A 13,760-nucleotide genomic window follows, 5' to 3' on the forward strand; every position below is an offset into this window, starting at 1 on the left:
GTATTGCAAATCGCACGGTGCGAACTCATTCTGTTTTATTAGTTCGATTACACACTAATTACAAAAAGAAATGGCCAAAGAACGAGAGTCTAAGTAATCAGAAATAATATTGTTTCAAAAGAGACTGCGTCGGAACTTCAGCGGATTATCCGTGATGAGCATGGAAAAGAACTTACGAATGCAGAGACGCACCAAGCTGCTAGCAACATGGTCAATCTTTACTGCTTGCTCTGGATGATAGACCAGTGGAGTGGTACGGAGAGAGTCTGCTCAATCCCTCAAAAAGCTCGATAAGGGGTTTTGAATTCTGTCTTGTTAGGGTCATACGAAAAAAGAGACGTCGACCGTCTCTTTTTTCGTATACCGGTGGCGAGCCGTGTGTGGATAAACTTTTTCTCGCTCAATGGCAACGTGGTAGTATTTGAGGCATGGCAGAGACGGTACCGGTGTTTACCATCAAAGAGTCGCTTCGCTTCGGCTGGGAGACGACGAAGGCGAATCTTACGTTTCTCGCGGGGACGTTTCTTGTCTCGATCGCGCCGTCGATTGCAGGCGAGGCGCTGGGGCTCGACGAGCGGGACGGCATTATACCGGCACTTTTCGTGATCGCGGCGGTTGTGGTGCAAGCCGGGCTCGGGCTCGGTCTTACGAAAATCCATTTGCGGTTTGCCCGCGGCGAGATAGCAGAATGGCGAGATCTATTTTCATGCGGCCACTTGCTGCTACCGTATCTCGGCGCCGCGATTCTCTACGGCCTCGTCGTCGTCTTTGGCCTCATCCTTCTCATTGTTCCGGGCGTCATCTGGTCCGTTAAATACGGCTTGTATTTTTATGTGTTGCTCGACGAGCATGCGCCGCCGTTTGTTTCGCTCCAGCGCAGCGCGGAGATCACGAAAGGCGTGCGATGGCAACTTTTCCTCTTTGCCCTTATCCTCGGGCTTGTCAATGTCGCCGGGGCGTTTGCATTCGGTGTCGGCCTTCTCATCACCGTACCGGTAACAGCGATCGCTGGCGCGTATGTATATATCAAGCTGCGCGAGCGGCTCGTGCCAGCCGCCGAGCCGCCAGAACAGCACGCGGTTGTACCGGTTGAACCAGGATAGCTGCGCCAAGCTGCATCAGGGCGTGCATTGAGCGCGATATTAGGGTAACTTATTTATGGACGGGGCCTAAGCACACCCCCGCCGCTTATTGCGAGGCAGTGTGGAGCTAATTTACAGACCCTCTTAACCTATGTCCTCCGGCAAACAATTGAAAACGCGCATCAGGTCAGTCGGTAACATTCGCAAGATTACGAAGGCGATGGAGCTTGTCTCTGTCTCCAAAATGAAGCGAGCTGTTGATGCTCTGCTCCGCACCCGTCCCTACGCTGAGGGCGCGTGGGAAGTGCTGCGCGACCTCAGAGCGGTGGCGCTCGGAGAGAGGCATCCCTTGCTTGGCGAGGAGCGGGAGTTGAAACGCGCGCTCGTCCTGCTCACGACATCCGACCGCGGCCTCTGCGCCAACTTTAACAGCGCGGTGCTCGGGAGAGTTGAGAAATTTTTGGCCGAGTTGCCGGAGGGCGCGAGTGCTGATATCGTGACTCTTGGGAAGCGCGGGCGGGAGGCCGCGGCGCGGAGGGGCTGGAATCTTGTTGCTTCGTTTGACCACCTCTCGGTGCTTCCGAGCGCCGAGGATATAGAGCCAATCGCGACTCTCCTCACGCGCGGTTTTATCGAGGGACGCTACGACCACATCTATATCGTCTTTACGGATTTTGTCTCAGCGATTCGTCAAGAGGTGGCGCTTGAGCAGCTTTTGCCGCTCCACGAGAACGCGCGGCTTGGCGCGGCATGGCGCGTCGGGGAGGGCGCGGTGAACACCACGCGCGCTCTCGCGCGCGAGCGCTTGCGCAGAATCGAGTTCCTGTTTGAACCGTCGGGGAAAGCGGTGTTTGAGTATGTACTGCCGCGGCTCGTTTCCGTGCAGATTTTTCAGGGCATCCTCGAGTCAATAGCGTCTGAGCACGCCGCACGCCGGCTCGCGATGAAGAACGCGACCGACGCCGCGGCGGACATCGTTCGCGACGTCACGTTTACATTCAACCAGATGCGCCAGTCCGCGATCACGCAGGAAATCGCGGAAATCTCGACCGGAGCGATGATGACGAGGTAGGATTTTCTTGCGGCATCATTATCTCTATATCTCTATGGGTTCGAGTCTTAAAGGTTTCGGCGTTATTGGGGTGGTCATTATTACCACTCTCACTCTTCTCGTCGGGGGCGCCGTCCTCTATCTTAGTAAATTTAAGAATCCGAAAGTATCGCAAGAAAGTTTTTCGGAAGAACCACTGCAGAGTGAGAATATTCAAAACGAAGGATCAGAACGAAACGAATCAGACTATCACCATCTGGAGGCTGCAATTGAAAAGAACTATTTTACTCAATGCATTGATACCTCCCGCGCTCAGTCGACTCTTTATGAAGAAAAGCAAGATATACCGCAACAACTTGAGGACGATACTGTAATCCAGATAGAACTTGGAAAAGAACTGGGCTTTTTTACAGCCTTTCTCGCTTCAGAAAAAGATGCACAAATAAATAATCTAACTCAGGGGTTTATGGACCAACGAGCTGGCTACTCAGTAAGATTGCCGCAAGGCTGGAAACGAACCGAGGCTGGACCCCCTGGTTCTTTCATTGAATTTTCAACCTCAACGATACATAAAACAGGAGATTTGTGGGTTACGATTGAGCGTGAGACAGACCCCGGCATCTTTCCAAGGTGTAGTGGTTCGGTTCATGATTACTTACCAAAGGGAAATTCTTCTGAATTTTTGGAGAAAACACAATGCCGAGGGGGTTATTACCTTACACTGCGTCTACGGCGCGACGATCAAAATAGTGATACACACAAAAAATTACTTGAAAAAATAGCGAACAATTTCTACCCAATTGACGAAGATTTCCTTCGTAATCGAGGAGCGAGGCCCTCCGTAGTTTTTGATAATCTTGCAACAGATGTCTTAATCCGAGTGCAACTCATGGGAAATAAAAAGATTCCTCCCAAAGGCATCCTGCGTCTTATCAAGTACACTTCGATACAAGAGGATATCTATGATGATCTCGGTCCACTTTATGATACTGGTATGGATGGGGACGAAATTGTAAATGACGGTGTATTTTCAAAGAAAATTTCAGTTAAGGAGAGTGGGCCCAAGCCTTTATTCTTTGGGTTTATTCTCGTGGTTCCCGATTCTATGGTTCCAACACGACTTCACGATTTGTTACTTCCGGTTGCAATTCGACAGGATCCCGAGTGTGTGGTGGATAGTTTTGTTGCAGACTTACGTTCGGGAGATATAGAATCGGCGGGAAAAAAGGTCGGCGAGCGCGTAAAAGAAGGTTTAAGTACCATAGACCAGTCCGCCTTACTCAAACTAGCTGATTCGATTGAAAGGAGGACTCTTGAGGAGCCCAAAGAAGATAGCGCGAAATGGTACCGTAGTGATTCAAGATCATATGAAATCCCTTGGGATGACGCAGATGGTCCCGGCTCATTGAGTATATCGTTGTTTAGAGACGCTCTCGGTATATGGAGTATACAGTTTTAGTTCGATCTCGGATTTAGAAAATGTATGAATACAGGCATCATTAAACAAATCATCGGCCCGGTGGTTGATGTTGAATTTCCGGAGCCGCCGCTGCCGCAAATTTTTGGGGCGCTTGTCGTGGAGCGAGAGGGCGAGCCGCTGACTCTTGAGGTGGAGCAGCATGTGGGGAGTTCGTTTGTGCGCTGCATTGCGCTCGGGCCGACCGAGGGACTCCAGCGGGGTCTTCTGGTGCGAGACAGCGGCGAGACGATCACAGTCCCCGTCGGGCCCTCGGTCCTCGGGAGGATTTTTAACGTGCTCGGTGAGCCGATAGATGAAGGGAAGCCGCTCGCTCTCGGGAAGCGCTACCCAATCCACCGCTCTCCGCCCCCGTTCGTCTCGCAGTCAGTCGCGACCGAGGTGCTCGAGACCGGCATCAAGGTGATTGATCTGATCTGCCCGTTTCTCCGCGGCGGCAAGGTGGGGCTCTTCGGCGGCGCCGGCGTCGGGAAGACCGTGATCATCCAGGAGCTGATCCGCAATATCGCTGCCGAGCACGGCGGCTACTCGGTGTTTGCCGGAGTCGGCGAGCGCACTCGCGAGGGCAACGATCTCTACCACGAGATGCGCGAGTCCGGCGTGATGGACAAGACCGCGATGGTGTTCGGCCAGATGAATGAACCGCCGGGCAATCGCGCGCGCGTCGCGCTCTCCGCGCTCTCGATGGCGGAGTATTTCCGCGACGAGGAGGGAAAGGACGTGCTGCTCTTCATTGACAATATTTTTCGCTTCACGCAGGCGGGCTCGGAAGTCTCGGCGCTCCTCGGCCGCATCCCCTCGGCTGTGGGCTACCAGCCGACGCTCGCCTCCGAGATGGGCGAGCTTCAGGAGCGCATTACCTCGACCGACAAGGGTTCCATCACCTCGGTACAGGCGGTCTACGTACCGGCAGACGATCTCACTGACCCGGCGCCCGCGACCACCTTCGGTCACCTTGACTCGACCGTCGTGCTCACACGCTCACTCGCGGAGCTCGGCATTTACCCCGCCGTGGACCCGCTCGACTCGAGCTCGACTCTTCTCGACCCGGCGGTCGTCGGCGATGAGCACTACCGGGTGGCGCGCGGCGTGCAGCGCGTACTCCAGCGCTACAAAGACCTCCAGGATATCATCGCGATCCTCGGCATCGAGGAGCTCTCGGAGGAGGATAAGCGCACCGTCGCCCGCGCGCGCAAAATCCAGCGCTTTCTCTCGCAGCCGTTCCATGTGGCGGAGCAGTTCACCGGGAGCCAAGGGCGCTACGTCCCGCGCGCGGAGACCGTGCGGGGCTTCAAAGAAATCCTCGACGGCGCGCACGATGAAAAATCCGAGCAGCAATTTTATATGAAAGGCGGAATCGAGGAGGTGGAGTAACGAATTTCCAATTTCCAAGTGGTCAATTTCCAAGCAAATTTCAAATGCTCAAATCTCAAATTAAACTTCGTACTTCGGATTTTGTACATCGGATGTCAGCGTCGGCAATTTTTTTACGAAATAAGACATGAAGACCCACACGCTCGGATTTATTTTTTCTCCGTCATTCGAGGAGGTGCTGCTCATCGAGAAGCAGCGCCCCGATTGGCAACGGGGGAAGCTCAACGGCATCGGTGGCAAGATTGAATCCGGCGAGGGCAGTGTTCAGTGCATGGTACGCGAGGCATCCGAGGAATGCGGCCTCTATTCAGAACGCGAAAGCTGGATGTACATCGGCATTATGGAAGGATCCGAGTGGTCGGTGGACGTGTACGCACTGATTCATCAAGGAGCGCTCGACGATATTCAAACCACAACGGACGAGGAGGTCGCGTGGTACCCTGTTGCCGCTCTGCCTCACCATGCGCTCTCAAACGTGCCGTGGCTTATTCACCTCGCAATCGACAAGCTGCGCCACGACAAATTCCATTCCTGCACGGTACAGTATCGTTAGGAGTTTTAGAGTGCTGTTTGAGTCATCAACGGCTGTTATCGGAAATATAGCCGCGTATACGCGCCAAGCCATGCGCCGTGCTAGAATAGGAGTATGCAAAGCGGCACGGTTATAACGCGGTTTCCGCCATCGCCGACGGGTCTATTCCATATAGGGAATGCGCGGACGGCGCTTTTTAACTGGCTTTTTGCGCGGCACCACGGTGGGAAAGTGCTTCTGCGGTTTGAAGACACCGACCGCGCACGCTCAAAGTCCGAGTATGAACAAAATATCCGCGATGGCCTCGTGTGGCTCGGGCTCGATTTTGATAACGCCGAGGAGGCGCCATGGCGTCAATCTGAGCGTACGGCTATCTACCGCGTTCATATCGAGCGCCTGATCGCCTCCGGCAGCGCCTACGTGTCGCGCGAGCGGGCAAAGGATGACCCGAGTAGGGAAGTGGATCTCGTGCGTCTCCGAAGCGGCGGCAAGAATGTCACTTTTCATGACGAGATCCGAGGGGATATTACTTTCGATACCACTGAGCTCGGCGATCTCGTTATCGCGCGGAACATTGGTGAGCCGCTTTATCATCTCGCGGTCGTCGTGGATGATTTCGAGATGGGTGTTACGCACGTGATCCGCGGGGAAGACCATATCTCAAATACCGCGCGGCAAATTTTGATACAAGAGGCGATTGGCGCGCCACGGCCTCTCTATGCGCACATTCCGCTCATTCTCGCGCCTGATCGTTCGAAGCTCTCGAAACGCCACGGTGCGACCGCGCTCACCGACTACCGCGACCAAGGATACCTCCCGCAGGCGCTTATAAACTACCTCGCGCTCCTCGGCTGGAGCCCGGGAGACGATAGGGAAGTGTTCAGCCCGAGGGAACTTATCGAGCGCTTCGGCCTCTCACGCGTGCAGAAGTCCGGCGCCATATTCAATCGTGAGAAACTCGACTGGCTCAACCGCGAGCACCTTAAACTTCTCTCCGACGATGATTTCTTGGCAGCTAAAAGAATTTTTTTGCCTACCCGCGAAAGAGAACTTTTTGAGAAGCATCCGCGCACGGCGCGTGCGCTCGTGCCAATCTTGCGCGAGCGCACTGCGACGTTTTCCGACGTTCGAGCGCTCGCGGAGAGGGGAGAGCTCCTGTACTTTTTTGAAGATCCTATATTCGAGGACGCATCAAAAATTTCATGGAAAGAAACACCTAATGAGACTACAAAGCGTCACCTGCAGTATCTTGTCGCTATACTCGATGCTGCGAAAGAAAAAAATGATTACCACGAGGCGTTGAATACAACGATCTTCGAGTACGCGCTAAAAGAGGGGAAGGGGGCGGTGCTCTGGCCGATGCGGTATGCCCTGTCAGGCAAGGACAAGTCGCCCGATCCCATCACGATTGCGACGATCGTAGAGAGGGAGGCAACAATCCGTCGTCTCAAAACCGCTATAACAATGTTGGCAGCTTAACATACGAAAACGGCCCTCCCGAAAACATGTCAAGTGCTTCTACAAATCGCTTAAAATTTTCTATGTTCGCTGTGCGGGCTTGCGTTGGTTTAACCCTCGCTGCTGTGGCTACCGCCGAACATACGAGCGCGCAGTCGAGCGCTGAAATAAAATCAAAAATAGACGCACATACCGGCGCCGTAGCCTCTCTAGAGCATGAAATCAAACGCTACGAGGCAGAACTTGCTGCTGTAGGGCGCGACGCCGACACGCTCGAGGGCGCCGTCGCGCGGCTGACGATCTCGATTAAAAAATTTAACGCGGACATCGCCCTTACCGAGCGAGAGATTTCCGAGACAAGCGCGCGCATTGCGACCCTCAGCGGAAATATTAGCGACAAAGAGCGACGCATCGCACAAAACACAGCGGCAATCGCGGAGACCCTGCGCCGCGTGCGCGAGCAAGAAGCGGCAACCCTTATTGAAGTCGTGCTCTCGGAGTCGCGGCTCTCCGGCTTTTGGGATTCAGTCGCCAGCATCCGTCAATTTCAAGAGACTATTCGAACTGAGCTCGCCTCGCTTCGCGCGGTAAAGACCGAGCTCGAAGGGCTCCGGGAGAAAGAGGAAGATGAGCAACTGGAGCTGATCGGGCTCCGCATTCAGCTTGCTGACCAAAAATCGCTCGTCGAGGCCGAGCGTCGAGAGCAGCGAGAACTGCTGCGCCTCACGAAAAATAAAGAATCTAATTACCAGGAGCTTCTCGCGACGAAGCTGGCCGAGAAAGAAGCGTTCGAGCGCGAAATCCACGCGCTTGAGGCCGCGCTTGAGATAGCGATAGATCCTTTAAAGCTCCCCGAGAAGAGGCCAGGGGTGCTTGCGTGGCCGCTCGAGAGCATTACGGTCACGCAGTATTTCGGCAATACGGATTTCGCTCGAGCAAACGCAGGAATCTACCAGGGGAAGGGGCACAACGGCATCGATTTTCGAGCATCCGTAGGGACGAGCGTAAAGAGTGCGCTTGTTGGTATAGTAGAGGCAGCCGGCGATACCGATCTGGTTCGCGGCTGTTCATCTTATGGCAAATGGGTGCTCGTGCGCCACGCAAACGGACTCTCGACGCTCTATGCGCATCTCTCGCTCGTCAAAGTGACCGAGGGGAGTAAAGTCGCCACGGGGGACATTATAGGTTACAGTGGAAAGACTGGCTACTCGACCGGGCCGCACCTCCACTTCACCGTCTATGCAACGCAGGGCGTGCGCGTACAGAGGTTTGCGAACAGTGTCAATTGCAAAAACGCATCAATTCCGATCGCTGACCTCAAGGCATATTTGAATCCGCTCGATTATCTGCCGGCGATGCCGTAAACGCGCATAACGAATTTCCAAATTCCAAAAAACCCGTCTCCAAACACGACGTGCGTGTTTGAGATTTGATGCATTTTTCGCTTTATGCAGATGAAAAAAGGATATATGAGGCGCAACGCCGGACTCATCACAACTCTTTTACTCATCGCGGTCGGCGTCGGCCTGCTCGCGTATTTTCAAGTTGACTTACGTGCCCTTATCGGAGCCGCGATCCGTTGGATCGGAGCCTTTATTAGCACACTTCGGTAAAGGTTTGGTGAGTGATTCCACACTACGTCGACAAATATATCTTGTGCGACGTTCGGTACAAAACAAAAACGGGCTTCCCTACAATCGAGAGAAGCCCCCCTTTAGTTTAGTCCTGGTCTGTGGCTATTTGGTTATTTTTGTCTCAGTGGATTAAATGCCCGCTCAAAGGCGGCTTCTTGCTCCTTGGTACTATTATTCGGCTTTCTGCTCATTCTGATTCCCGGGAAGAATATAGTCTTTCGCCTCGATGACGTGCACAGTCCTACACTCTGGGCATCGTACCCGTCTTCCTACTAACCCATGCTCTTCGATCTTCATTGCTCTCTCCTCGTCGCCGGTTCGGCGGGCGATTCAGGGTAGAACCCTTCGACGCCGAATTGTTGGTCGAGTTTGTCTATGAGCGTGCCCACGTCCGTGCCGTCAGGCATGTTTGCAGTAATGTATCGCTTCATCTCCTCTGTGATACCTATACCACCAAACATCGGCGTCACGATTACCGTTGGTGCAACAGATTCAGCGTACTTCTGTACGTCATCAATCTTTTGCACATTGCGGAACCAAATCACCATCCGTTCCATTATCCCCCTTCTCCTCTCTTTCGCTAGTGACGCAGAAAATGTCCGATCGAACAAATCGTGCGTCAGTTTTCCGGGACAACCCTCATTTTTCTAGGGTCACGATAGCACACGGCGCCGACGCCGGCAACTTTTAGTGCGGTAACCGCTCACACCTTTTATTTTTGTGCATTGCGAGAGGTGTTTAGGAAATGGCGAGCCGAGTAGAAAAATGCAGCTGTCTGAGGCCGACTAGCAAGGCGGCCGAGTTCTGCATTTTTCGTCAAGCGAGGCGACCCCATTTCGAAAAGACCGAAGCACGAGCACAAAAATAAAAGGTGTGAGTGGTTACTTAGTGCGAGTTGGTGCATGATTACATGCCTCGAGTTTCCATCCATTATTTGCAATAACAATGCGATCGCTTGCTTATTGCACATCAAAACTCTTCAACGATTTTAAGCAAGAGGCGCACCGGGGACCCTGCGGCGCCTTTGGCGAGGTGGTCGCCCTTGGCGGAGGTCATGCGCGGCGCCATGTCTATGTGCACCCACGCCGGGTGGTTTTTGGCGAACTGGTAGAGGAACATGCCGCCGCCAATGACTCCAGCATGGCGGGTGTTGCCCTCGGCGGGAATGTTCGGGATGTCCCCGAACTCGCCCTTCACAATGTAGTCATACTCATCCCAGAGCGGCAGCGGCCAGACGTACTCCCCGCTCTCCTCGCCCCATTGCCTGATTTTGTTTGCGAGATTTTCATCGCGCGTCATAATGGCGCTCGCGACCTGCCCGAGCGCGATGAGCGATGCCCCGGTCAGTGTCGCGACGTCAACAACGAGCCGCGGCTTGTAGCGCTCGGCGTAGGTGAGCGCATCGGCGAGTATAATGCGGCCTTCGGCATCGGTATTCAGGACCTCGATCGTCTTCCCCGAGAGCGATTTCAGGATGTCCCCGGGTCGGTAGCTTGACCCCGAGGGCATATTCTCCACTGCGGGCGCAATAGCGATTACATTCTTTTTGAGCTTGAGCCGCGCGGCGAGCACGGTGGCATGAATGACCGCCGCCGCCCCAGACATGTCCATGTGCATCTCATAGATGCTGTCTGTGGGCTTGAGGTTGAGCCCGCCGGAGTCGAAGGTAACCCCCTTGCCGCAAAGCACAATCGGCGGCTCGTCTTTCTCGCCCCCGCGATATTCGAGAACAATAAATTGCGGCTCCTCGCTCGAGCCCTTGGCGACGCCGAGCACCGCGCCCATCCCCTCGCGCTCCATCTCGCGACGTCCCAGCACTTCGACAAAAATTGGCAAGCCCGCTGCCGCCTCGCGCGCCTTTTCTGCGAGGTATTTCGGTGTCATCACACTCCCCGGCGTGTTCGCAAGATCACGGCACGCATTCACTTCCTTCGCGACGGTCTGTGCGCGGCGGAGCGCTTTCTTAAAAGCCAGAGAATCGTCGCCGACGATCACTACCTCCGTGACCTGCTTAAAGCCGCCGCGCGGCGGCGTTTTGTGGACGTTGAATTCGTAATCTGCAAGCTCGAAATTCTCGACGACGAGCTCGAGCACCATCTCTTTCTCTTTTTCATCTTCTTTCATCTCACCACCCTTAATCTCACTACCTTGCACGGTTGATTTTCCATTGACACCAATTTTATGCGATCGCTCTAAATTGGTGCTCATTTGGTTGCCCTCGGTTGATGCGCCTGATGCAGCCATAAGATTTGGGAAGAGAAACTCGTCGAGAAAAACCGCGATGCGCGGGAGCTTGTGCTCTTTCGCCGCAGTAATCAATTTTCGCGCTGCGACGCGGAGCTTGCGGAGCGTCATCTCCTCCCGCTTCCCTACCCCAACCGCGAGCTCAAGCCGCCAGCTTGCCTTTTCACAGAGCCGCGTGTCCTCGCCCTCGGTGAGCCGCACCGGCACAATCTCTTTCGGCAGCGTATTATCTGATGCCGTCAGTGAAATTTTCATACGTGCAGGAAGTATATATGGTCGTGTTTTCGTGAGCCACTTGACAAATCAAAATTATGCGTCGCTTGATAGTTTCAGTCTGATACTCTATACTACCCAACAGCAAAACGTTCCTGAAAATGTTCTTGAGTCTTACCCTTAACGATGGTAGGAGGCAGCATGGCGGCAAGAAAAGAGCAGTTAGTTGCGGAAGCGGAAGCGTTTGCGCGCACGGTCCATGCCAATCAGGTCCGTCCGAACCGTGTCCGAGAACCCGTTACGTCGCATCTCAGAGAAGTTGCCGAGCTCGTACAACGATCCGGCGGCACTGACGAGGAAATTGCTGCGGCGTGGCTGCATGACAGTGTGGAGGACACACCAACAACCCTCGACGAGATCATCGTAGAATTCGGGATAGAGGTTGGAACTGCTGTGGGCGGCATGACCGATCCGCCAGAGTTTGAAGGATTTCCAACTCTTGAGCGTAAAACGCGCCAAGCAGAGCGTGTGCGCCACAAAAATCGAAGCATCAAGCGGGTAAAGATTGCAGACCAAACGTCGAACTTGCGTTCAGTCGCAGTCGACCCGCCGATCGCTTGGGGCAAACAGAAATGTCTCGACTACATCGAAGGCGCTCGGAGAATAGCCGTTGTGTGCTACGGCGTCAGCACGTATTTAGACTTTGAGTTTCTTAAGGCCTACCACCGTGCTCTGCAGGCACATTCATAAACAAAACAGCAGCCCGACCTACGGGCTGCTGTTCCATTTCGCCTTTAAATAAGGAAGCCGCAAGACATCCGATATCTCCTCTCAGAGGGTGCGTGTAATAACATTACACTGAGCCATACGACACCAAAGTGGTCAGGCGAACCTCCATCTTGAGGACATCGGATGTCAACGCTGGCAATTATGTGGCAATTTTGCAATAACTATGCGATCGCTTGCTTATTGCAAATTTTTTTATGGCGCATCGAGATAGACGTCTCGCAGCTGGAGCTTTCGTAAGGAGGTAGTGCCTTTGTCAATCATGGTGACTTTTTGCTGACGATTTCGAGGCCGAGCTCACGAAGCTGCTCGGGGGTAGCGGGCGACGGCGCGTCCATCACCGAAGTTTGGCCGCCGCGGGTTTGCGGGAATGCCTGCACTTCCCGAAGCTGTGTCTCGCCGGTGAGGTTCATGACGTTTCGCTCAACGCCGAGCGCAATCCCCCCGTGCGGCGGCGCGCCAGCGCGTAGCGCCGCGAGCATGTGGCCGATGCTATCCTGCGTGCGCTCAGGGTCGTAGCCCATCACGCGATAAACCGCTTCGAGGATTTCGCTCTTGTGAGCGCGGATGCTGCCGCCGCCTGTCTCAAAGCCGTTGCAGACGAGGTCGTACTGGGTGGTAAGAATTTCGCCGATGCGCTCGCCTTGAAGTAGCCAATCAATATGCTCCGGAACCGGCATCGAGAACGGATTGTGCGTGAATGTCCAGCCGCCCGCCCCGTTAGAAGCATGGCTTCGAGCGAGGCCCGCCTCGGTGCGCTCGAAAAATGGAAACCGATGTACCCATGCGTATGCGAGAACGCCCGATTGTTTTTCTTCCTCACTGCGGAGGTCGAATTTATCCGCGCCAAATTTCCCCATAGCCTCCTCGTATGTATAGCGCGGGAAGGGTTTCTCCTTGATCGTCTTCCCCATCCCCTCGACAACTGCACTGGTCATCTCCTCGACTGCCTGCATCACGTCTTCTTGGTCAACGAACGCCATCTCGATGTCAATTTGTGTGTGCTCAAACCCGCGATCAGCGCGCAAGTCCTCGTCGCGCATGCAGCGCGCGATTTGGAAATATTTCTCAAACCCGCCGATCATGAGGAGCTGCTTGTATTGCTGCGGCGACTGCGGGAGCGCATAGAACTCACCCGGCTGGAGGCGCGATGGCACGAGAAAATCGCGCGATCCTTCGGGCGTCGACTTCGTGAGGAGTGGCGTCTCGATCTCGGTAAACCCCCTGCCGAAGAGATGCTCACGGCAGCGGCGGACAAATTCGCTCCGTATGCGGATGTTACGCTGGAGGCGCGCGGAGCGGAGGTCGAGATAACGGTACCGTAGCCGTACCGCCTCGTCTATCTCGCTCGTGTCTTGAGTGACGTCAAAAGCAGGCGTTACCGCCTCATTCAGCACCTCGATCGCCGTGATCTCAAGTTCAATATCGCCGTTCGGTACGTCAGGATTCACCATTTTCTCGGGCCGCTTCTTGACGAGGCCGGTAAACGCAATCACCCACTCGCTGCGTATAGCACTTGCCGTCGCGTGAGCGGCCTCATGCTGCGGCGAGACAACCGCCTGCACCACGCCGCTCTCGTCGCGCAGATCGAGAAATATAAGCTTCCCGTGATCGCGACGCACATTGACCCAGCAGGCAATCGTTACCTCGTGCCCGGCGTTCGCGTGAAGGTCATATAACAACACTCGGTTTTTCATTGCTATCAGCGTAGCACGAGAGGGGTTCTCTGTGAATTTCGTCAGGCGTGCTCCGCGTTACTCGCCGCACAAGGCCCCGTGCATAAATAAGTTCTCCTAATATCGTGCTCAATGCATGACCTGATGCAGCTTGGCGCGGAATGAGCGAATCCGAGACGTATCGAGATACGATGAGGATTTCGCGATTGAGCACGAGCCGCATAAGGGCGTGC

At 54.5% G+C, this 13,760-nt stretch carries 13 protein-coding genes; 9 read left to right on the plus strand and 4 right to left on the minus strand.

Going from position 1 to position 13,760, the window contains the following annotated elements; all coding sequences use genetic code 11:
- The first annotated feature begins 428 nt into the window (after positions 1 to 428).
- From Q8R39_01915 to Q8R39_01950, 8 genes are all read left to right on the plus strand, one after another.
- Complete coding sequence (locus Q8R39_01915) at positions 429 to 1,103, plus strand: hypothetical protein (protein ID MDP3735163.1); 675 nt, start codon at positions 429 to 431, stop codon at positions 1,101 to 1,103.
- A gap of 130 nt (positions 1,104 to 1,233) precedes the next feature.
- Complete coding sequence (atpG, locus tag Q8R39_01920) at positions 1,234 to 2,154, plus strand: ATP synthase F1 subunit gamma (GenBank protein ID MDP3735164.1); 921 nt, start codon at positions 1,234 to 1,236, stop codon at positions 2,152 to 2,154.
- A gap of 34 nt (positions 2,155 to 2,188) precedes the next feature.
- A complete protein-coding gene (locus Q8R39_01925) occupies positions 2,189 to 3,592 on the plus strand; it encodes a hypothetical protein (GenBank protein ID MDP3735165.1) in 1,404 nt (467 codons plus the stop codon).
- Between the two features lie 24 nt (positions 3,593 to 3,616).
- On the plus strand, positions 3,617 to 4,984 hold the full coding sequence (atpD, locus tag Q8R39_01930) for a F0F1 ATP synthase subunit beta (protein MDP3735166.1): 1,368 nt from the start codon (positions 3,617 to 3,619) through the stop codon (positions 4,982 to 4,984).
- A 127-nt stretch (positions 4,985 to 5,111) separates the two neighbouring features.
- Positions 5,112 to 5,537, plus strand: a complete 426-nt coding sequence (locus Q8R39_01935; GenBank protein MDP3735167.1) for an NUDIX domain-containing protein — start codon at positions 5,112 to 5,114, stop codon at positions 5,535 to 5,537.
- A gap of 93 nt (positions 5,538 to 5,630) precedes the next feature.
- Positions 5,631 to 6,995 (plus strand): glutamate--tRNA ligase, encoded by a 1,365-nt coding sequence (gene gltX / locus Q8R39_01940; GenBank protein MDP3735168.1) that lies wholly within the window; start codon positions 5,631 to 5,633, stop codon positions 6,993 to 6,995.
- Positions 6,996 to 7,057: 62 nt separating this feature from the next.
- Positions 7,058 to 8,338, plus strand: a complete 1,281-nt coding sequence (locus Q8R39_01945; GenBank protein MDP3735169.1) for a peptidoglycan DD-metalloendopeptidase family protein — start codon at positions 7,058 to 7,060, stop codon at positions 8,336 to 8,338.
- An 84-nt stretch (positions 8,339 to 8,422) separates the two neighbouring features.
- Positions 8,423 to 8,587, plus strand: coding sequence for a hypothetical protein (locus Q8R39_01950; GenBank protein MDP3735170.1), 165 nt, complete (start codon positions 8,423 to 8,425; stop codon positions 8,585 to 8,587).
- 314 nt (positions 8,588 to 8,901) lie between these two features.
- On the opposite strand, the gene Q8R39_01955 is transcribed toward Q8R39_01950, so the two are convergent.
- Both Q8R39_01955 and Q8R39_01960 read right to left on the minus strand, forming a co-directional pair.
- Positions 8,902 to 9,165 carry a hypothetical protein gene (locus Q8R39_01955; protein MDP3735171.1) on the minus strand — a complete coding sequence of 88 codons (264 nt, stop codon included), beginning with the start codon at positions 9,163 to 9,165 and terminating at the stop codon, positions 8,902 to 8,904.
- 412 nt (positions 9,166 to 9,577) lie between these two features.
- Entirely contained in the window at positions 9,578 to 11,107 is a 1,530-nt protein-coding gene (locus Q8R39_01960; protein MDP3735172.1) for a leucyl aminopeptidase, read from the minus strand.
- Between the two features lie 159 nt (positions 11,108 to 11,266).
- On the opposite strand from Q8R39_01960, the gene Q8R39_01965 reads away from it, so the two are divergent.
- Entirely contained in the window at positions 11,267 to 11,815 is a 549-nt protein-coding gene (locus tag Q8R39_01965) for an HD domain-containing protein (protein ID MDP3735173.1), read from the plus strand.
- 296 nt (positions 11,816 to 12,111) lie between these two features.
- Here Q8R39_01965 and Q8R39_01970 read toward each other — a convergent pair whose 3' ends face one another.
- Complete coding sequence (locus Q8R39_01970) at positions 12,112 to 13,548, minus strand: amino acid--tRNA ligase-related protein (protein ID MDP3735174.1); 1,437 nt, start codon at positions 13,546 to 13,548, stop codon at positions 12,112 to 12,114.
- Positions 13,523 to 13,760: hypothetical protein (locus Q8R39_01975; protein MDP3735175.1), on the minus strand; the 238-nt coding region annotated here is incomplete at its 5' end. The genes Q8R39_01975 and Q8R39_01970, both read right to left, overlap by 26 nt.

The sequence above is a fragment of the bacterium genome (genome assembly GCA_030697645.1).
Classification (GTDB): Bacteria; Patescibacteriota; Minisyncoccia; order Phycocordibacterales; family VMGT01; genus JAUYPI01.